This window comes from Aquabacterium humicola, assembly GCF_030167915.1.
Taxonomy (GTDB): domain Bacteria; phylum Pseudomonadota; class Gammaproteobacteria; order Burkholderiales; family Burkholderiaceae_C; genus Pseudaquabacterium; species Pseudaquabacterium humicola.
The window spans coordinates 2,128,118-2,148,060 of sequence record NZ_JARGNB010000001.1 but is presented as its reverse complement, the minus strand read 5'-3'; the positions used below and the strand labels follow the sequence as shown (position 1 = coordinate 2,148,060).

17 protein-coding genes are annotated in these 19,943 nt (G+C 70.8%); 10 read left to right on the top strand and 7 right to left on the bottom strand.

Features of this window, described 5'->3' with window-relative positions:
- Nucleotides 1–22 precede the first annotated feature (22 nt).
- Nucleotides 23–727 (top strand): hypothetical protein, encoded by a 705-nt coding sequence (locus tag P1K89_RS09595; RefSeq protein WP_284616148.1) that lies wholly within the window; start codon nt 23–25, stop codon nt 725–727.
- Here the strand turns inward: P1K89_RS09595 and tgt are convergent.
- Nucleotides 724–1,854 carry a tRNA guanosine(34) transglycosylase Tgt gene (gene tgt / locus P1K89_RS09590; protein WP_284616147.1) on the bottom strand — a complete coding sequence of 377 codons (1,131 nt, stop codon included), beginning with the start codon at nt 1,852–1,854 and terminating at the stop codon, nt 724–726. The genes P1K89_RS09595 and tgt overlap by 4 nt on opposite strands.
- Before the next feature lie 137 nt (nt 1,855–1,991).
- Between tgt and P1K89_RS09585 the strand changes: the two genes are divergently transcribed.
- Nucleotides 1,992–4,535 carry a hypothetical protein gene (locus P1K89_RS09585; protein WP_284616146.1) on the top strand — a complete coding sequence of 848 codons (2,544 nt, stop codon included), beginning with the start codon at nt 1,992–1,994 and terminating at the stop codon, nt 4,533–4,535.
- Here P1K89_RS09585 and sigJ read toward each other — a convergent pair.
- From sigJ to P1K89_RS09565, 4 genes are all read right to left on the bottom strand, one after another.
- Nucleotides 4,519–5,445, bottom strand: coding sequence for an RNA polymerase sigma factor SigJ (gene sigJ / locus P1K89_RS09580; RefSeq protein WP_284616145.1), 927 nt, complete (start codon nt 5,443–5,445; stop codon nt 4,519–4,521). The genes P1K89_RS09585 and sigJ overlap by 17 nt on opposite strands.
- Nucleotides 5,442–5,996, bottom strand: coding sequence for a hypothetical protein (locus tag P1K89_RS09575; protein WP_284616144.1), 555 nt, complete (start codon nt 5,994–5,996; stop codon nt 5,442–5,444). The genes sigJ and P1K89_RS09575 overlap by 4 nt, the downstream gene beginning before the upstream one ends.
- Nucleotides 5,997–6,058: 62 nt before the next feature.
- A complete protein-coding gene (gene queA, locus P1K89_RS09570) occupies nt 6,059–7,105 on the bottom strand; it encodes a tRNA preQ1(34) S-adenosylmethionine ribosyltransferase-isomerase QueA (RefSeq protein ID WP_284616143.1) in 1,047 nt (348 codons plus the stop codon).
- A 95-nt stretch (nt 7,106–7,200) separates the two neighbouring features.
- Entirely contained in the window at nt 7,201–9,543 is a 2,343-nt protein-coding gene (locus P1K89_RS09565; protein WP_284616142.1) for a penicillin-binding protein 1A, read from the bottom strand.
- Between the two features lie 164 nt (nt 9,544–9,707).
- On the opposite strand from P1K89_RS09565, the gene alaC reads away from it, so the two are divergent.
- Both alaC and P1K89_RS09555 read left to right on the top strand, forming a co-directional pair.
- Complete coding sequence (alaC, locus tag P1K89_RS09560; RefSeq protein WP_284616141.1) at nt 9,708–10,910, top strand: alanine transaminase; 1,203 nt, start codon at nt 9,708–9,710, stop codon at nt 10,908–10,910.
- Nucleotides 10,911–11,029: 119 nt separating this feature from the next.
- On the top strand, nt 11,030–11,413 hold the full coding sequence (locus P1K89_RS09555) for a hypothetical protein (RefSeq protein WP_284616140.1): 384 nt from the start codon (nt 11,030–11,032) through the stop codon (nt 11,411–11,413).
- A gap of 66 nt (nt 11,414–11,479) precedes the next feature.
- Here the strand turns inward: P1K89_RS09555 and glpK are convergent, their stop codons facing one another.
- Entirely contained in the window at nt 11,480–12,973 is a 1,494-nt protein-coding gene (gene glpK / locus P1K89_RS09550; RefSeq protein WP_284616139.1) for a glycerol kinase GlpK, read from the bottom strand.
- 49 nt (nt 12,974–13,022) lie between these two features.
- Entirely contained in the window at nt 13,023–13,814 is a 792-nt protein-coding gene (locus P1K89_RS09545) for a DeoR/GlpR family DNA-binding transcription regulator (RefSeq protein ID WP_284616138.1), read from the bottom strand.
- Between the two features lie 198 nt (nt 13,815–14,012).
- On the opposite strand from P1K89_RS09545, the gene glpD reads away from it, so the two are divergent.
- From glpD to P1K89_RS09515, 6 genes are read left to right on the top strand one after another with little or no spacing between them, the layout of a single operon-like run.
- On the top strand, nt 14,013–15,668 hold the full coding sequence (gene glpD / locus P1K89_RS09540) for a glycerol-3-phosphate dehydrogenase (RefSeq protein ID WP_284616137.1): 1,656 nt from the start codon (nt 14,013–14,015) through the stop codon (nt 15,666–15,668).
- A complete protein-coding gene (locus P1K89_RS09535) occupies nt 15,659–16,738 on the top strand; it encodes an ABC transporter ATP-binding protein (protein ID WP_284616136.1) in 1,080 nt (359 codons plus the stop codon). Before glpD ends, P1K89_RS09535 begins: the two co-directional genes overlap by 10 nt.
- Nucleotide 16,739: 1 nt before the next feature.
- Entirely contained in the window at nt 16,740–17,792 is a 1,053-nt protein-coding gene (locus P1K89_RS09530) for an ABC transporter ATP-binding protein (RefSeq protein WP_284616135.1), read from the top strand.
- Entirely contained in the window at nt 17,789–18,673 is an 885-nt protein-coding gene (locus P1K89_RS09525) for a carbohydrate ABC transporter permease (protein ID WP_284616134.1), read from the top strand. The genes P1K89_RS09530 and P1K89_RS09525 overlap by 4 nt, the downstream gene beginning before the upstream one ends.
- Nucleotides 18,666–19,559, top strand: coding sequence for a carbohydrate ABC transporter permease (locus P1K89_RS09520; RefSeq protein ID WP_284616133.1), 894 nt, complete (start codon nt 18,666–18,668; stop codon nt 19,557–19,559). The genes P1K89_RS09525 and P1K89_RS09520 overlap by 8 nt, the downstream gene beginning before the upstream one ends.
- A 10-nt stretch (nt 19,560–19,569) precedes the next feature.
- Nucleotides 19,570–19,878, top strand: coding sequence for a DUF2160 domain-containing protein (locus tag P1K89_RS09515; protein WP_284616132.1), 309 nt, complete (start codon nt 19,570–19,572; stop codon nt 19,876–19,878).
- Nucleotides 19,879–19,943: the final 65 nt, after the last annotated feature.

The following is a 19,943-nucleotide window of genomic DNA, read 5'->3' as shown; positions in this document are numbered from 1 at the left end:
CTCGTCCGCGACCGGCGCCGCCTTGCCGCGGCTGCGCGGCGCCTTCGCCGATTCGGCCGGTTCGGCCGGCCCGTCGGATGCCGCGGTCACCTCGACCGGGGCCGGCGGCGGCGTGCTGTCGACGGCGGGCAGCGCGGGTGGGACCGCCCGTTTCTTCGCCGGCGACTTCGGGCCCGGGGTCTTCGCCGCGGTCTTCGGGGCGGCTTTCGGGGCGGCGCTGGTAGCGGTGGTGGCGGCGGTGTCGGCGGTAGTGGTGGTGGTGGCGGTGGTGGCGGCCGTCTTGCCGGTTGCCTTGCGGGCCGGTGGTGTCTTGGCCACGGGTGCGTCCCCGACGGGCTTTGCCACCGCCTTCTCAGCCACCTTCTCCACCACCCTGTCCGCCGCCTTGTCCGCGGAGGCCTTCTTCACCGGCGCCTTGTTCGCGGCAGTCCTGCGGGGCGACGCCTTCGCCGCGGGTGTCGACGGCGATTCGGCCGCGGGCACCGCGTCGGCCGCGGCCGGTGCCGCCGGCTCGGGCGGCGCCTCTGCGCGGGCCGCGGTCTTGCGCGGCGGGCGTTTCGGTCTGGGCGTGTCGGCCGGTGCGGTGGCGGGCGCAGCGTCGGCTGCAGGCGTGTCGGTGCCGGCGGCCGGGGCGGCGCGGCGAGGTCTTGATCGGGTCGCCATGGGGCGGATGGTCTGGAGGTGGGCTCGCGGCGCGTTGGCCGCGGCCGCGTCGTTGGTGGGTTAGACGCCGCGCGCGCGGTCGGCGCGGAACTGCTCGCGCCAGGCCGCGAAGGCGCCGGCTTCGAGCGCTTCGCGGATCTCGCGCATCAGGTTCAGGTAGTAGTGCAGGTTGTGGATGCTGGTCAGCATCGGCCCCAGCATCTCGCCGCAGCGGTCGAGGTGGTGCAGGTAGGCGCGGCTCGTGCCGCTGCTGCAGGCATGGCAGCCGCAGCTCTCGTCGATCGGCCGCGGGTCGGTCTTGTAGCGCGCGTTGCGGATGCGCAGGTCGCCGAAGCGGGTGAACAGGTGGCCGTTGCGCGCATTTCGGGTGGGCATCACGCAGTCGAACATGTCGACGCCGTTGGCCACGCCGTCGACCAGGTCCTCCGGCGTGCCGACGCCCATCAGGTAGCGCGGCTTGTGCGCGGGCAGGCGGTGCGGGGTGTGCGCGACGATGCGCTGCATGTCCTCCTTCGGCTCGCCGACCGAGACGCCGCCGATCGCGTAGCCCGGGAAGTCCATCTCGACCAGGCTGTTCAGCGAGGCCTCGCGCAGGTGCTCGAACATGCCGCCCTGCACGATGCCGAAGAGCGCGTTCGGATTCGACAGGCGCGTGAACTCGGCCTGGCAGCGCCTTGCCCAGCGCAGGCTCAGCTCCATCGACGCGCGGGCTTCGGCCTCGGTGGTGAGGTGGCCGCGGGTTTCGTACGGCGTGCACTCGTCGAACTGCATCACGATGTCCGAGTTGAGCACCGTCTGCACCTGCATGCTCACTTCGGGCGTCAGGAACAGCTTGTCGCCGTTGACCGGTGACGCGAACTTCACGCCCTCCTCGGAGATCTTGCGCATCTCGCCGAGCGACCAGACCTGGAAGCCGCCGGAGTCGGTGAGGATGGGCTTGTTCCACCCCTCGAAGCCGTGCAAGCCCTTGAACTGCCCGATCACGTCCAGCCCCGGCCGCAGCCACAGGTGGAAGGTATTGCCGAGGATGATCTGCGCGCCCATGTCGATCAGCGACTGCGGCAGCACGCCCTTGACCGTGCCGTAGGTGCCCACCGGCATGAAGATCGGCGTCTCGACGACGCCGTGGTTCAGCGTCAGCCGGCCGCGGCGGGCCAGGCCCTCGGTGGCCAGCAACTGGAAGTTCAACATAGGGCGGCGATTGTCGCAGCGGCGGCCGCACGGCCGGCGCTCACCTGTCGAGGCTACGAACCGCAACAAGGTTTGCACGCGCCTGCACTAAGCTGCGGCGCCTTGGCCACCCGGCCTTGAACCACGGAGGAGCCGCCATGGCCAACAACACCGCGCTCGGCAGTTTCGACCAGCCGCAAGACCGCGACCATTTCCGCGTCGAGCTCGTCGCGGGTCAGCGGTATGTCTTCAACTCGCTGCGCACCGTCCCGGGCACCCTGACCGAGACCGGCTTCGCGCTGTTCGACCCGGCCGGCGACCCGGTCGCCGCCGACATCGCCTACGCGCCGGGTGGGGCCGCGTCGATGGTCCTCACCGCCCCGGCGAGCGGGTTCTACACGCTGGCGCTGAGCAGTGCCGACGGCACCGGCAGCTACGGCGTCGAGGTGCTGGCGGTGGCGCCCGACGACCATGCCGACCGCGCCGCGCAAGCCACGGCGATGACGGTCGGCTCGACCCTCAGCGGCGCATTCGACTTCGACCACGACCCGGACTACTTCCGCATCGACCTCGGCGCCGGCCAGCGCTACGTGTTCGAGATGCAGGGCGCGGGCGGCCATCCGCTGATCGCCACGCAGCTGCGCCTGTTCGACGCCGCGGGCCACGAGGTGGCGGCCGATTTCGGCGACACCGCCGACCCGAAGGCGGTGCTGAGCTTCGCGACGCTGACCGGCGGCAGCTACTTCCTGCTGGCGACCAACGAGGAGCAGGCCCTGCTCGGCGGCGTCGCCACCGGCACCTACCAGGTCTCGGCCCGCGCGGTCGCCCTCGACGACCATGCCGACCAGCTGCCGCTGGCCACCGTGCTGCCGCTGGCGACGACGGTCTCCGGCATCTTCGACCTGCCGTACGACGCCGACGTCTTCCGCGTCGAGATGACGGGCGGCCAGCGCTACCTGCTGACCCTGAACAACACCGGCTCCACCTCGCTGGAGCTGTCCGGCCTGCGCGTGCTGGACGCGGCGGGCCACGAGCTGCTGGTCGGGCAGCGCGTGCAGAACCAGCACGAGTCGCTGCTCGCCTTCGTGCCCGACACCAGCGGCAGCTACTACCTGGTGGCGGCCAACAACGTCGGCTACAGCCTGTCGCCGAGCGCCTCGGTGGGTTCGTTCACCGTGCGCGCCGAGCAGATCTCCGCCGACGACCACCCCGACCGCGCGGCGGCGGGCACGCTGCTGAACGGCGCGGCGTCGGTGGCCGGCAGCTTCGACCTGCCGTCGGACAAGGATTTCTTCCGCGTCAGCCTGACGGCGGGCGAGCGCTACGTGTTCGAGCTGAAGGGCACGGTCACCGACAGCGTCGATGCCAGCGCGCTGCAGCTGTACGACCTGGACGGCGCGCTGCGCGTCACCAGCATCGCGATCGGCCACCAGGGCGACAACGCGCTGACCTTCGTCGCGCCGGCCACCGGCACCTATGCGCTGCTGGCCACCAACTTCCTGCTCGACACCACCTTCGGCGACGGCATCCTCGGCAACTACAGCGTCGCGATGCGCACCGTCGCCGCCGACGACCACGCCGACCTGCCCGCGCTCGGCAGCGCGCTGCAGGTCGGCGGCAGCACCACCGGCCAGTTCGACCTGGCGGCCGACCAGGACTTCTTCAAGGTGAACCTGAACGCCGGCCTGCGCTACCTGTTCGAGCTGAAGGCGCAGGGCGCGACGCCGATCAGCACCGGCACGATGCAGCTGTTCGGGCCCGATGGCCTCGGCGTCGCGATCGACAGCCTGGACGGCCAGACGCAGGCGACCTTCTCGTTCGTCGCGCCGGCCACCGGCACCTATGCGCTGCTGGCGACCAATGCGATCGGCTACTCGCCGCTCGGCGGCCTGCTGCTCGGCGGCGGGGGTGGCGGCGCCTACGAGATCAAGGTCTCCCCGCTGTCGCTCGACGACCATGCCGACCTGGCGGGCCAGGGCACGCTGCTGGTGGTCGATACCAGCACGCCGCCGCCGACCGGCCAGACGATCAACGGCAGCGCCGGGCCCGACGTGCTGACCGGCACGGTCGGCAACGACACGCTGAACGGTCTGGGCGGCAAGGACCGGCTCGCCGGCGGCGCCGGCAACGATGCGCTCGACGGTGGCACCGGCATCGACACCGCCGTCTTCAGCGGCCCGCGCGCCAACTACGGCGCCGGCCCGCTCGGCGCCGGCTGGAGCGTCGTGGACACCAGCGGCGCCGACGGCACCGATACGCTCGTCGGCATCGAGCGCCTGGCCTTCGCCGATCGCCACGTGGCGATCGACATCGGCGGCAACGCCGGCCAGGTCGCCAGGATCCTCGGCGCGGTGTTCGGCGTGTCGTACCTGCAGAACGCGCAGTACGTCGGCATCGGCCTGTCGCTGCTCGACGGCGGCATGAGCGTCGCCGACCTGGTGCTGGCGGCGATCAGCACGACGCAGTTCAACGAGCTCGCCGGCTCGCGCTCGAACACGGACTTCGTGCGCTTCGTCTACCGCAACGTCGTCGGCGTGAACCCGAGCGCCGGCGACCTCGCGGCCTACGTCGCGCTGCTCGACAGCGGCCAGCAGACGCAGCAGTCGCTGGCGCTGCTGGCCTGCGGGCACGAGCTGAACGCACAGCACATCAACCTGACCGGGCTGGCGTCCACCGGCATCGAGTTCATGCCGGTGGGCTGACTGGCGCCGCCGGGGCCAGGTGGGCCAGGTGCGCCAGCTTGTCCGGGTTGCGCACGACGTAGACCGCGTCGATGCACAAGCGACCGTCGGCGCGGCGCGCCACCCGCAGCGCGATCGTCTGGATGGCCGCGCCGTTCTCGAAGATCACGGCGCCGGGCAGGCCGTTGATGCGCGCCGGCCGCGCTGGCTGGCGTAGCGGGTCCCAGCGCTTGCCGAAGCCGCAATAGACCTGCGCGATCTTCGCCGCGCCGACCAGCGGCCGCGGCACCGCGCTGGCCTTGCCGCCGCCATCGGAAAGGAAGACCGCGTCATCGGCCAGCAACGCGGCCAGGCCCGCGACGTCGCCGGTGCGGCTGGCTTCGACGAAGGCACCGAGCAGCGGCATCGCCTCCTCGTCGCGCACGTCGACACGGGCCTGGCCGGCCTGCACGTGGCCCCGGGCCCGCGCCACCAGTTGCCGGCACGCGGCGGTGGAGCGGCCGAGGCGGGTGGCGATCTCGTCGTAGTCGAGATCGAACACGTCGTGCAGCAGGAAAGCCGCGCGCTCCAGCGGCGTCAGCCGTTCCAGCGCCAGCAGGAAGGCGATCGAGACTTCCTGTGCGTACTCGGCACGCGCCTCGGGTCCGGCGTCGACTTCCGCCGCGGCCTCGTCGACCAGCGGCTCGGGCAGCCAGACGCCGACGTAGTGCTCGCGCCGCGCCCGCGCCGACTGCAGCCGGTCCAGGCACAGGTTGGTCGCCACGCGCGACAGCCACGCGGCCGGCTGCTCGATGGCCGCCGTGTCCGCGGCCTGCCAGCGCAGCCAGCAGTCCTGCACCACGTCCTCGGCCTCGGCGCGCGAGCCCAGCATGCGCCACGCCAGCGCGCGCAGGTGGCGCCGGCGGGCCTCGAAGACGGCGAGCGCGTTCATTCGGGCGCGAGCACCAGCTCGTCGGCACCCACCCGCACACGCTGGCAGGCCTGGCCGTGGCCGAGCGCGGTCTTGACCATCGGGTACATGCGCGCGGCCGACATCGCCAGCGCCAGCGATGCGAGGCCGGCATCGCCGAAGCGGCGCCGCACCTCGTCGCGGGCCTCGTCCAGCACCGGCGCCCGCGCGAGCCAGGCCGTCGCGAATCGCACCGCGTCCGCGGCGTCCGCGTCGATCGCGTGCAGCGCCCAGTAGTCGCCGGCCAGCACCGTGCGCAGCAGCGCATCGGACACGCCGTCGGCGCGCGCCATGTCGATGATCAGTTGCGTGCAGGGCCCGCAGTCCTCGGCGCGGATCGCGACCAGCTTGGCCGCATGCCAGGCGGCCTTCGGCACGCCTTCGCGGTGGCTGGACAGCGCCATCAGCTTCGAGAAGCGCCAGAAGCCGCGCCGGCTGGCGGCGAGCAGCGCGCGGGCGTAGTCCATCGGGTAGTGCCATTGCGCCTCGAAGGCCTCGAGGCGGCGGTGGATCAGCCAGTCGATCGGGTTCATGTGCGTGTCCGGGGGGTGGTCCTTCCCCCAGGACGACGCAGCCCGCCGCGCTGTGACATCGATCAGGTCGTGCGCTGCAGCAGCATCGCGTCGCCGTAGCTGAAGAAGCGGTAGCGCGACTCGATCGCGTGGCGGTACAGCGCGCGCACGTGCTCATGGCCGGCGAAGGCCGAGACCAGCATCAGCAGCGTGCTCTTGGGCAGGTGGAAGTTCGTCACCAGCAGATCGACCACCTGGAAGGCGAAGCCGGGGCGGATGAACAGGTCGGTGTCGCGGGCGCCGGCGCGCAGCGTGCCGCCGAGCGCGGCCGATTCGAGCGCGCGCAGGGTCGTGGTGCCGGCGGCGACCACCCGGCCGCCGCGCGCCTTCGCCGCGGCGATCGCGTCGACGGTGGCCGGGCTGACCTCGAACCACTCGCTGTGCATCCTGTGCTCGTCGAGGTTCTCGCTGCGCACCGGCTGGAAGGTGCCGGCGCCGACGTGCAGCGTGACCTGCGCACGCTGCACGCCGCGCGCGTCCAGCGCCGCCAGCACGCCGTCGTCGAAGTGCAGCGACGCGGTCGGTGCGGCCACCGCGCCGGGGCGCGCGGCGAACACGGTCTGGTAACGCTCGATGTCCTCGGCGGCGTCCTCGTGCGTGATGTACGGCGGCAGCGGCACGTGGCCGTGGGCCTGCAGCAGCGCCAGCGGGTCGGCCGGAAAGCGCAGGTGGAACAGCGCGTCGTCGGGGCCGGCGCGGCCGAGCACCTCTGCCTCGAAGGCGCCGTCGGCGAAGTGGATGGTGCCGCCCGGCTTCGGCGCCTTGCTCGCGCGCAGGTGGGCCAGCACCTCGTGGTTCGGCAGGATGCGCTCGACCAGCGCCTCGACGGCGCCGCCGGTCGGCTTCTCGCCGTAGAGCCGCGCCTTGATCACCCGCGTGTCGTTGAACACCAGCAGGTCGCCCGGCTGCAGCAGCCCGGGCAGATCGCGGAAGACACGGTCGACGGGCAGGCGGCCCCGCCCGTCGAGCAGGCGCGAGGCGCTGCGGATGGCCGCCGGGTGCTGGGCGATGAGCTCCGGCGGCAGGTGGAAATCAAAATCGCTGAGGGTGTGGCGGGGGGCTGTGGTCATCGTTCTCAGGCTTTACCGGCCTGGTGGCAGAGTGCACGAACCGGGCGATTGTTCCATGGGGCTTGCAAGGTGTTGCCGACGGCCCGCCCCCGGGTTCAGGTGCCCGGCGCCGAGGGCGCCGACGCCGGCGGCGCGGCGCCTTCCAGCGGCGCCACCTCGAAGCCGATCTGCCGCACGTACTGGCCGTCGGCCCATTCGTCGTAGAGCCAGTCGCTGCCGCTGCGCTGCAGTCCTTCGGGCGGCACGCCGGGCGTCTGCGGCGCGATGCCGGTCAAGGCCTGGCGCATGTAGGCGATCCACACCGGCAGCGCGAGCCCGCCGCCGGACTCGCGGTCGCCGAGGCTGCGCGGCTCGTCGTAGCCGATCCACACCACCGCGACCAGAGAGGGCTGGAAGCCGGCGAACCAGGCGTCGACCGCGTCGTTGGTGGTGCCGGTCTTGCCGTAGAGGTCGCTGCGGCCGAGCTGCGCCTGGGCCTTCGCCGCGGTGCCCGAGCGCGTGACCTCGTTGAGCAGCGAGTTGGTGACGAAGACATTGCGCGCCGGCAGCGCGCGGCTCTCCTCGGCGAAGGGTTCGGGCGCCGGCGCTTCGTACAGCAGCGCACCCCTGGCATCGGTGATGCGCTCGATCAGGGTCGGCGTGATGCGCCAGCCACCGTTGGCGAACACCGCGTAGGCCTGCGCCAGCTGCAGCGGCGTCGTCGCGCCGGTGCCCAGCGCCAAGGTCAGGTTGTCGGGCTGGCGCTCGGGTTCGAAGCCGAAGCGCTGCAGCCAGTCGCGCGTCGGCGCGAGGCCCACATGCTGCAGCAGCCGCACGCTGACCGAGTTCTTCGAACGCGCCAGCGCCTCGCGCAGCCGCATCGGGCCGTCGAACTGGCCGTCGGAATTCTTCGGCGACCAGCTGCCGGGCCCGTCGGCGCCGGGCAGCGACAGCGCGGCATCGTTGACCAGCGTCGCCGGCATCACGCCGTGCTCCAGCGCCGCCGAGTACAGGAAGGGCTTGAAGCTCGAGCCCGGCTGGCGCCAGGCCTGCACCACGTGGTCGAAGTTCTGCTCGGTGAAATCGAAGCCGCCGACCCAGGCGCGCACGCGGCCGGTGGCCGATTCCAGCGACACCAGCGCGCCCTGCGCATCGGGCCACTGCGCGAGCATCCACTGCACTTCGCCCTTCGGGCCGCGCTTGTCCTGCTGCATCACGCGCACGATCGAGCCGCGGCGGATCGCGATCTCGCGCCGGGCCTTCGGCTGCAGGCCGGGCTGCGCCCATTTCAGCGCGTCGCCGGACAGGGTCAGCTGTTCGCCGGTGGCCAGCTGCAGCAGCACCTCGCGCGGCGTCGCCGCCAGCACGATCGCGCTGCGCAGCAGCTCGTCGTCGTGGTGTTCCTTCAAGGCCAGCGCGGCCGCGCGTTCGAGCTCCGGTGCCGGCGTGCCTTCGGGCGGCAGCTCCTCGTGGTCCTCGGGGCCGCGCCAGGGCTGCTTGCGCTCGTGCTCCAGCACGCCGCGGCGCAGCGCGCCCCACGCGGCGGCCTGGTCGGCGGCGCGCAGCGAGGTGGTCACGCGGATGCCCTGCGCGTAGACCTCCTGGCCGAAGCGCTCGACGACCCAGCGCCGCGCCAGCTCCGCGACATGCTCGGCATGCAGCACGCCGTCGCGCGGCGAGCGGATCTTCAGCGGCTCGACACGGGCGGCGCTCCACTGCGCCTCGTCGATCACGCCGGTGTCGCGCATGCGCAGCAGCACCACCAGCTGGCGCGCCTTCGCACGCTCGAAGTTGGTCACCGGGTTGGCGTACGACGGGTTCTGCGGCAGCCCGGCCAGCATCGCCGCCTCGGCGATCGACAGCTGCTCCAGCTTCTTGCCGAAGTAGGTCTGCGCCGCGGCCGCGAAGCCGTAGGCGCGCTGGCCGAGGAAGATCTGGTTCATGTACAGACCCAGGATCTGGTCCTTGCTCAGCTCGCGCTCGATGCGCAGCGCCAGCAGCGCCTCCTTCAGCTTGCGCTCGGGCGTGCGGCGCGCGCTGAGGAAGAAGTTGCGCGCCACCTGCTGCGTGATCGTCGACGCGCCGTGGATGCGCCCGCCGGTCAGCGCCGCGCCGACCGCGCGCGTGACGCCGATCCAGTCGATGCCGGCATGGGTGCGGAAGCGCGCGTCCTCCACCGCCAGCACGGCCTCCTGCATCAGCTTCGGGATGTCCTCGATCGGCCGGTAGTGGCGGCGCTCGGCGCCGAACTGCGCGATCTCGACGCCGTCGCTGGTCAGGATCTGCAGCGGCTGGCGCGGCTGGTAGTCGATGACGCGGTCCAGCGGCGGCAGCTGCGGCAGCACCAGCGCGATGGCCAGCGCCAGCGCGGCGATCGCGCCGATGCCCAGACCCAGCGTGGTGCCGAGCGCGAAGCGCAGCCAGCGGCGGCGGTCGTAGCCGGAGAAACTGAAGATCATGTGCATGCCTGCCCGACGGAACCTCGCCGGGGGCTGTTCAACCCAGCGCGCGATTATCCGGAGTCGGCGGGCGTCGCTCGGTTAGCATCGCAACCGGTCGTGCGCAATACACGGCCAACGTCGCTCGGACGGTTCCGGGCGCTCACGTTGAAAGCGAAACATCCATGTCGGCTTCCGGCCAGCGCCGCTTTGCGCGCATCGACCGCCTTCCCCCCTACGTCTTCAACATCACCGCCGAGCTGCGCGCCGCCGCACGCCGCCGCGGCGAGGACATCATCGACATGAGCATGGGCAACCCCGACGGGGCCACGCCTGCGCACATCGTCGCCAAGCTCGCCGAGGTCGCGCAGCGGCCCGACACGCACGGCTACTCGGCCAGCAAGGGCATCCCGCGGCTGCGCCGGGCGATCTCGCACTGGTATGCCGACCGCTACGGCGTGCAGATCGACCCCGACCGCGAGGCCATCGTGACGATCGGCTCGAAGGAAGGCCTCGCGCACCTGATGCTGGCGACGCTGGACCGCGGCGACTCGGTGCTGGTGCCCGACCCGAGCTACCCGATCCACATCTACGGCGCGGTGATCGCCGGCGCGGACATCCGCTCGGTGCCGCTGGTGGAGGGGGTGGACTTCTTCGCCGAGCTCGAGAAGGCGATCCGCGGCAGCTACCCGAAGCCGAAGATGATGGTGCTGGGCTTCCCGTCGAACCCGACCGCGCAGTGCGTCGAGCTCGACTTCTTCGCGCGCGTGGTCGCGCTGGCGAAGAAGCACGAGATCCTCGTCGTGCACGACCTCGCCTACGCCGACATCGTCTACGACGGCTGGAAGGCACCGTCGATCATGCAGGTCCCCGGCGCGAAGGACGTGGCGGTCGAGTTCTTCACGCTGAGCAAGAGCTACAACATGGCCGGCTGGCGCGTCGGCTTCATGGTCGGCAATGCGGACCTGTGCCATGCACTCGCCCGCATCAAGAGTTATCACGACTACGGCAGCTTCACGCCGGTGCAGGTGGCGGCGATCGCCGCGCTCGAAGGCGACCAGCAGTGCGTGAAGGACATCGCGGCCAGCTACCAGAAGCGCCGCGACGTGCTGGTCAAGGGCCTGCGCGAGGCCGGCTGGCCGGTCGACTGCCCCAAGGCCTCGATGTACATCTGGGCGAAGATTCCCGAGGCCTACCGCGCGCTCGGCTCGCTGGAATTCTCGAAGCAGCTGCTCGCGAAGGCCAAGGTCAGCGTCTCGCCGGGCATCGGCTTCGGCGACCATGGCGACGAGCATGTGCGCTTCGCGCTGATCGAGAACGAATCGCGCATCCGCCAGGCGGTGCGCGGCATCAAGGCGATGTTCAAGGCCGACGGCGTGACCGGCTGAAGGCGGCGCCTCCCCCCGCAGGCGCGGGGGGCGTGCGCGCCGGCGTGCAGGAAGGCTGCTTGCGTTCGAGGCCTGCGGGCGCAGAATCAGCCGACCGTCGCGCCTGCAAAGGAGTTTCGATGGCCACGTCGACCTGGATTCCCGGTGTCAGCCCCGACCGCCGAGCGGGCGGTCCGGACCGGCGCATCGCGCAGTCGATCCTGAGCCAGGAGGCGCTGGCGCGCATCGTCGTCGAGACGCGTGGCGCCGATTCGTATGCCGGCCGCGCGCTGCAGGAGTTCGAGCGGCGCCGCGCCGAAGCCGGTTCGCCCGGCACCGGCGAGGACGAGCTGGTCATCTACTCGCTGCGCGGGCGCTGGATCGTCGGCACGGTGCGCGAGGTGCGCGAGCAGATGACCGCCGAAGCGCAGGCCGCCTGCCGGCGCCGCTCCAGCGCCGCGGCGACGCTGGCCGAACAGCAGCTGGCGGCCGAGCTGCCGCCGGGCAGCGGGTCGTCGCACTGAGCCTCTGCCGGCTCGGCGTTCGACGCCGGATCTGCAGACCCGACCGCCGGGTCCTCGAAGCGAGCGTCAGGCCGCGGTGGCCTGCCGCACCGCGTGTTCCCAGCGCGCCATCAGCTCGGCGGCGCGCTCGCGCGGCAGGGTGGGATGGAAGCGGCGCTCGACCTGCCACAGCGCCGACAGCTCGTCGAGGCTCGAATAGACGCCGGTCGCCAGGCCGGCAAGCGTGGCGGCACCGAGCGCCGTCGTCTCGACGACCTGCGGCCGCACGACCGGGATGCCCAGCAGGTCGGCCTGGAACTGCATCAGCAGGTCGTTGACGCAGGCGCCGCCGTCGACGCGCAGCTCCGACACCGCCGCGCCGCCGGCGGCCTGCGCATCGCGGCTCATCGCCTGCAGCAGCGCCGCGCTCTGGAACGCGATGCTCTCCAGCGCCGCGCGCGCGATGTGGGCCATCGTGCTGCCGCGCGTCAGCCCGGTGATGGTGCCGCGCGCGCCGGCATCCCAGTACGGCGCGCCGAGGCCGGTGAAGGCCGGCACCACCATCACGCCGCCGGAATCGGGCACGCTCTCGGCCAGCGCCTGCACCTCGCTGCTGGCCTTGATCGCGTGGAGGCCGTCGCGCAGCCACTGCACCACCGCGCCGCCGATGAACACGCTGCCTTCGAACGCGAACTCGGGCCGGGCGGTCGGCTGCGCCGCGCTGGTGGTGATCAGCCCGTTGGCCGAGGTCTGGAACTTCTCGCCCGTGTGCATCAGCATGAAGCAGCCGGTGCCGTAGGTGTTCTTCGCCAGGCCCGCCGTGAAGCAGGCCTGGCCGAACAGCGCGCTCTGCTGGTCGCCCGCGATGCCAGCGATCGGGATCGCCGCGCCGAGCAGCGACGCTTCGCACTCGCCGAACACGTGCGCCGACGGATGCACCTGCGGCAGCAGGCTGTCGGGCACGTGCAGCAGCTTCAGCAGCTCGTGGTCCCAGGTGTTGTGGCGGATGTCGAACAGCATCGTGCGCGATGCGTTGCTGACGTCGGTGGCGTGCACGCGGCCGCCCGTCAGCTTCCACAGCAACCAGCTGTCGATCGTGCCGAAGGCCAGCTCGCCCTGCGCGGCGGCGATGTGCGCACCGCTGGCATGGTCGAGGATCCAGCGGATCTTGGTGGCCGAGAAGTAGGCGTCGACGACCAGGCCGGTCGAGGCGCGGATCTGGTCGGCATGGCCGTGCGCGCGCAGCTGCGCGCACAGCGGCTCGCCGCGCCGGTCCTGCCAGACGATGGCGTTGTGTATCGGCTGCCCGGTGCGGCGGTTCCACACCACGGTGGTCTCGCGCTGGTTCGTGATGCCGATCGCGCGGATGTCCCTGGCCGTCAGCCCGGCCTGCGCCAGCGCCTGCTGCGCGGTGGCGAGCTGGCTCTGCCAGATCTCCTCCGGATCGTGCTCGACCCAGCCGGGCTGCGGGTAGATCTGCCGGAACTCGCGCTGCGCCATCGCGACGATGCGGCCGTCGCGGTCGAAGACGATGCTGCGCGAGCTGGAAGTGCCCTGGTCGAGGGCCAACAGGTAGGTCATCTCGGTCTTTCGTTCCGCGCCCATGCACCTGCACGCGCGATGTGGTCGATCATGCCGCCGCGTCGACGGCCGCCGGCCGCCCCACCACGTCGCAATCGACACCCGCATCCGCCAGCAGCGCGGGGAAGGGCTCGGGCGGCTCGACGTCGGTGAAGATGCGGTCGATCTCCGACAGCCGGGCCAGCTCGACCATCGCCGGCCGGTTGAACTTCGTGTGGTCGGCGGCGAGCCAGGTCTCGCGCGAGTGCTCGATGATGGTCCGCGCGACCTTCACCTCGCGGTAGTCGAAGTCGCGCAGCGTGCCGTCGGCCTCGATCGCCGAGATGCCGATCAGGCCGATGTCGACCTTGAACTGGCGCATGAAGTCGATCGTCGCCTCGCCGATCACGCCGCGGTCGCGGCTGCGCACCAGGCCGCCGGCGACGATCAGCTCGCAGTCGGGGTTGTCCGACAGGATCAGGGCCACGTTCAGGTTGTTCGTTATCACCCGCAGGCCCTTGCGGCGCACGAGCTCGCGGGCCACGGCCTCGATGGTCGTGCCGATGTTCATGATCAGCGAGCAGCCGTCGGGAATGCGCGACGCGATCAGCCGGGCGATGGCGGTCTTGCCGTCGGCGTTGATCGACTGGCGCTGCCGGTAGGCGATGTTCTCGGTGGTCGAGCTCAGCACGCGCACGCCGCCGTGGAAGCGCGCGACCAGGCCCGCGTCGGCCATGCGCTGCACGTCGCGCCGCACGGTCTGCAGCGTGACGCTCAGCTTGTCGGCCAGCGCTTCGACGGTGACGCTGCCGCGCGCCTGCACTTCCTCGAGCAACTGGGCCTGGCGGGGGTTCGGCGTCATGTCGTTTCGCAAACGAAAGCAGTGGGCGGAACGGAGCCTAAAGCGAACAAAAACGAATCGAATCAGGGAAAACCACGCCCCCGAATGGCGCATCTGGCCGCTATAAAGAAAAAAAGAAAACCAAAACGAATCAAAACGCGCCTTCTCAGGGAACTCCGGCTTACCATCGCCGGCCGTCATCGAATCCAGGCCTCGTCCATGCGCCATCCCGCATCCGATCCGAACGTTCGCCCGCGTGCAGCCGCGGCCGCTCCGGCCACGCCGGCGCCGCCGGGCGCGCAGGTGCCTGCCGCCTGCGACGTGCTGGTCGTCGGCGGCGGCATCAACGGCGTGGGCATCGCGCGCGATCTCGCCGGCCGCGGCCTGTCGGTGGTGCTGGCCGAGCGCGAGGACCTGGCGCAGCACACCAGCTCGGCGTCGACCAAGCTGATCCACGGCGGCCTGCGCTACCTGGAGTACTACGAGTTCTCGCTGGTGCGCAAGGCGCTGGCCGAACGCGAGGGCCTGCTGCGCGGCGCGCCGCACATCATGCGGCCGCTGCGCATCGTGATGCCGCACGACCCGTCGATGCGCCCGGCGTGGATGCTGCGCGCGGGCCTTTTCCTCTACGACCACCTCGCCAGGCGCGAGATGCTGCCGGGCTCGAACTCGGTCGACCTGCGCCGCGACATCACCGGCGCCGCGTTGAAGAAGCACTACACCAAGGGCTTCGTCTACTCCGACGGCTGGGTCGACGACGCGCGGCTGGTCGTGCTGTGCGCGGTCGACGCGGCCGAGCGCGGCGCGACGGTGCTGACGCGCTGCGCGGTGGCCAGCGCCACGCGCGGGTCCGGCGGCGCGGCCGGCGCCGGCTGGACCGCGACGCTGCAGTTCGCCGACGGCCGCGCGCACACCGTGAAGGCGCGCGCGCTGGTCAATGCCGCGGGGCCGTGGGCCGAGGTCTTCCTGCGCGACCACGCGCAGCAGCAGGGCGTGAAGTCGCTGCGCCTGGTGAAGGGCAGCCACATCGTCGTGCACAAGCTGTTCGACCACGACCATGCCTACATCTTCCAGAACCCCGACAAGCGCATCATCTTCGTGCAGCCCTACGAGGGCGACTTCACGCTGATCGGCACCACCGACATCGAGCACCAGGGCGCGATCGGCGCTGCGCGCATCGACGACGACGAGGTGCGCTACCTCTGCGAACAGGCCAGCCGCTACTTCGACCAGCCGGTGCGGCCGGCCGACGTGGTGTGGAGCTATTCCGGCGTGCGCCCGCTGATCGACGACGAATCGAGCGACGCCGCCGCGGTGACGCGCGACTACCTGCTCGAGCTCGACACCGCCGGCGGCGCGCCGCTGCTGAACGTGTGGGGCGGCAAGCTCACCACCTTCCGCCTGCTCGGCCAGGAGGCCGCCGACATGCTGGCCGCGCCGCTGCAGGCGAAGCAGGGCGCGTGGACGCACGGCGCGGTGATGCCCGGCGGCGACCTGTCGGCCTGGATCGGGCCGCCGAACAAGGCCTCGCGGCCGGATGCCGACCTGCGCCTGTTCGTGCAGGCGCTGCAGCGCCGCTGGCCGGCGCTACCCGAAAAAGTGCTCGGCCGCTGGGCGCGCCAGTACGGCGCGCGCATCGAGCTGCTGATGGCCGGCGGCTCGGCGGGCGACGAGATCGCCCCCGGCGTCTACGAAGCCGAGCTGCGTTACCTGGCCGCGCATGAATGGGCGTGCACGGCCGACGACATCCTGTGGCGCCGCACCAAGCTCGGCCTGCACCTGGACGACGCGCAGCGCGCGCGCATCAGCGCGTGGTGCGAGCAGCACATCACTCCGCCCGGACGAGAGATCACGTTGGAGAAGGCATGGAACTGAAGCTCGAGGGCGTGACCAAGCAGGTCGGGGCGGCGACGCACCTGTACCCGCTGGACCTCGCGCTGCACCCCCGCGCGGTCACGGTGCTGCTGGGCGCCACGCAGGCCGGCAAGACCTCGCTGATGCGGCTGATGGCCGGCCTCGATGCGCCGACGCAGGGCCGCGTCTCGGTCGACGGCCGCGACGTCACCGGCGTGCCGGTGCGCGAGCGCAACGTCGCGATGGTCTACCAGCAGTTCATCAACTACCCGTCGATGACGGTGGCCGAGAACATCGCCTCGCCGCTGAAGCTGCGCGGCGGCGGCACGCGCGCATCGATCGCCCAGCGTGTCGAGGCGCTGGCGGCCAAACTGCACATCGAGCCCTTCCTCAAGCGCCTGCCGGCCGAGCTGTCGGGCGGCCAGCAGCAGCGCGTCGCGCTGGCGCGCGCACTGGCCAAGAACGCGCCGCTGATGCTGCTGGACGAGCCGCTGGTCAACCTGGACTACAAGCTGCGCGAAGAGCTGCGCGAGGAGCTGTCCGAGCTGTTCGCCACCGGCGACTCGACGGTCGTCTACGCCACCACCGAGCCCACCGAGGCGCTGCTGCTGGGCGGCTACACCGCGGTGATGGACGCCGGCGAGCTGCTGCAGTACGGCCCCACCGCGGAGGTCTTCCACAAGCCGAAGTCGATCCGCGTCGCGCGCGCGTTCAGCGACCCGCCGATGAACCTGATCGAGGCACGCGCCGCGTCGCTGGGCGTGCAGCTGAACTCGGGCCTGCAGCTGCAGGTGCCGCTGCAGAAGACCTTCGACAGCGGGCTGACCGTCGGCCTGCGCGCCAGCGCGCTGCGTGTGCAGCAGCGCTCGGGCGACGTCGCGCTGCCCGGCACGGTGGAGCTGGCCGAGATCTCCGGCTCCGACACCTTCGTGCACGTGCACACCGACAGCGGCGAGCTCGTTGCGCAGCTGACCGGCGTGCACTACTTCGACCTGGCCCAGCCGATCACCCTGTACCTCGATCCGGCGCAGGCCTACGTGTTCGATCCGCGCGGCGACCTGCTGGTCGCCCCGGCGGCGAAAGGAAACTGACATGGCGCGCATCGACCTCGAGCTCGCGCACTCCTACAAGCCGAACCCGACGCAGGACGCCGACTACGCGCTGCTGCCGCTGAAGATGACGTTCGCCGACGGCGGCGCCTATGCGCTGCTGGGCCCCTCGGGCTGCGGCAAGAGCACGATGCTCAACATCATCTCGGGCCTCGTCGTGCCCTCGCACGGCCACGTGCTGTACGACGGCCAGGACGTCACGCACCAGTCGCCGCAGCAGCGCAACATCGCGCAGGTGTTCCAGTTCCCGGTGATCTACGACACGATGACGGTGGCCGAGAACCTCGCGTTCCCGCTGAAGAACCGCGGCGTGGCGCCCGATCGCATCAAGGCGCGTGTCGGCCAGATCGCCGAGATGCTGGAGATGAGCGGCCAGCTCGATACGCGCGCCGCGGGCCTGGCGGCCGACGCGAAGCAGAAGATCTCGCTCGGCCGCGGCCTGGTGCGCGAGGACGTCTCGGCGGTGCTGTTCGACGAGCCGCTGACGGTGATCGACCCGCACCTGAAGTGGCAGCTGCGGCGCAAGCTCAAGCAGATCCACCACGAGCTGAAGCTGACGCTGATCTACGTCACCCACGACCAGGTCGAGGCGCTGACCTTCGCGGACCAGGTGGTGGTGATGACGCGCGGCCGCGCGGTGCAGATCGGCTCGGCCGACGCGCTCTTCGAGCGGCCAGCGCACAAGTTCGTCGGCCACTTCATCGGCTCGCCGGGCATGAACTTCCTGCCGGCGTCGCTGGTGCCGCAGGCGCCGAGCGCGGCCGCGACCGTGGGCATCCGGCCCGAGTACGTGGCGCTGGCGCTGCCCGGTGCCCCTGGCGCGCTGCAGGCCGAGGTGGTGCAGGCGCAGGACATCGGCACCTACTGGCTGGTCGGCGCGCGCATCGGCGACGTGATCGTGCGTGCGCGCCTGGGCGTGGACGCCGGTGTGCCGCGCATCGGCGAGAAGGTGTGGCTCGGGATCGTCGGCCAGCACACCTGCTGGTACGGCGCCAACGAGGAACTCATCGAACCCGCCGCCAAGGAGGCCGCATGAAGCCCGTCAACCAGAAGGCCTGGTGGCTGGTGCTGCCGGTCTTCCTCTGCGTCGCGTTCTCGGCGGTGCTGCCGCTGATGACGGTCGTCAACTACTCGGTGCAGGACATCATCTCGCCCGAGCGCCGCGTCTTCGTCGGCACCGAATGGTTCGCCGCGGTGATGCGCGACACGGACCTGCACCAGGCCTTGCTGCGCCAGCTGACCTACTCGCTCGCGGTGCTGCTGGTGGAGATCCCGCTGGGCATCCTGCTGGCGCTGTCGATGCCGGCGCAGGGCTGGAAGGCCTCGGCCGTGCTGGTGATCGTCGCGCTGTCGCTGCTGATCCCCTGGAACGTCGTCGGCACGATCTGGCAGATCTACGGCCGCGCCGACATCGGCCTGCTCGGCGCCGCGCTGCAGAAGCTGGGCATCGACTACAGCTACACCGGCAACTCGCGCGACGCCTGGATCACCGTGCTGGTGATGGACATCTGGCACTGGACGCCGCTGGTCGCGCTGCTGTGCTTCGCCGGGCTGCGCTCGATTCCCGATGCGTACTACCAGGCCGCGCGCATCGACGGCGCCTCCAAGCTCGCGGTGTTCCGCTACATCCAGCTGCCGAAGATGCGCGGCGTGCTGATGATCGCGGTGCTGCTGCGCTTCATGGACAGCTTCATGATCTACACCGAGCCCTTCGTGCTCACCGGCGGCGGCCCCGGCAATGCGACGACCTTCCTGTCGCAGTACCTGACGCAGAAGGCGGTCGGCCAGTTCGACCTCGGCCCCGCCGCGGCCTTCTCGCTGATCTACTTCCTGATCATCCTGCTGGTCTGCTTCATCCTCTACAACTGGATGCAGCGCGTGGGCACCGGCGACAAGACGGAGGCCAGCCATGGCTGAGACGACCACCTACGCCCCGGCGATCACGGCGCCCCCGCTGCCGGCACCGAACGCGGCCGCGTTCCGCCGCCTCGGCACCGGCGCGCGCTTCCAGAAGCGCACGCTGTTCCTGGTCTTCTACATCCTGTTCGCGCTGCTGCCCATCTACTGGATGGTCAACATGAGCTTCAAGACCAACGAGGAGATCCTGTCGAGCTTCTCGATCTTCCCGCAGGAGTTCACCTGGGCGAACTACAAGACCATCTTCACCGATGTGTCCTGGTACTCGGGCTACATCAACAGCCTGATCTACGTGGCGATCAACACGCTGATCTCGATCACCGTGGCGCTGCCCGCGGCCTACGCCTTCTCGCGTTATTCGTTCCTCGGCGACCAGCAACTGTTCTTCTGGCTGCTGACCAACCGCATGACGCCGCCGGCGGTGTTCCTGCTGCCCTTCTTCCAGCTCTACACGACGCTAGGCCTGATGGACACGCACATCGCGGTGGCGATGGCGCACCTGGTGTTCAACGTGCCGCTGGCGGTGTGGATCCTCGAAGGCTTCATGAGCGGCATCCCGCGCGAGATCGACGAGACCGCCTACATCGACGGCTACTCGTTCCCGCGTTTCTTCATCACCATCTTCCTGCCGCTGATCAAGGCGGGCGTCGGCGTCGCGGCCTTCTTCTGCTTCATGTTCTCGTGGGTCGAGCTGCTGCTGGCGCGCACCTTGACCTCCGTCAACGCCAAGCCGATCGTCGCGACGATGACGCGCACCGTCAGCGCCTCCGGCATGGACTGGGCGGTGCTCGCCGCCGCCGGCACGCTGACGATCGTGCCCGGCGCGATCGTGATCTGGTTCGTGCGCCACTACATCGCGAAGGGTTTCGCGATGGGCCGTGTCTAAGGAAGTTGCCATGTTCGACTGGATGGTCTGGACCACCCCGGTGGCGGTCTTCTTCACCTGCATCGCGCTGACGCTGGTCGGCATGACGGTGTGGGAGATCAAGGCGCCCAACATCAAGCGCAAGGGCTTCCTGCCGATCGCCACCACGCGCGGCGACCGGCTCTTCATCGGCCTGCTGACGGCGGCGTACATCAACCTGGCCTTCGTCGGCCTGTCGGGCAAGTTCACGCAGTGGTTCAAGCTCGACGCCGAGCCCAGCGTGTGGATCAGCTTCGTGATCTCGATGGCGGTGCTCGCGCTGATCATGCGCAAGGGCTGAAGGCCAAGCGTTCGCGGGAATCCGGCCCGGAGCTTCCCCGGGGCCGTGGTCACCCACACAGACAA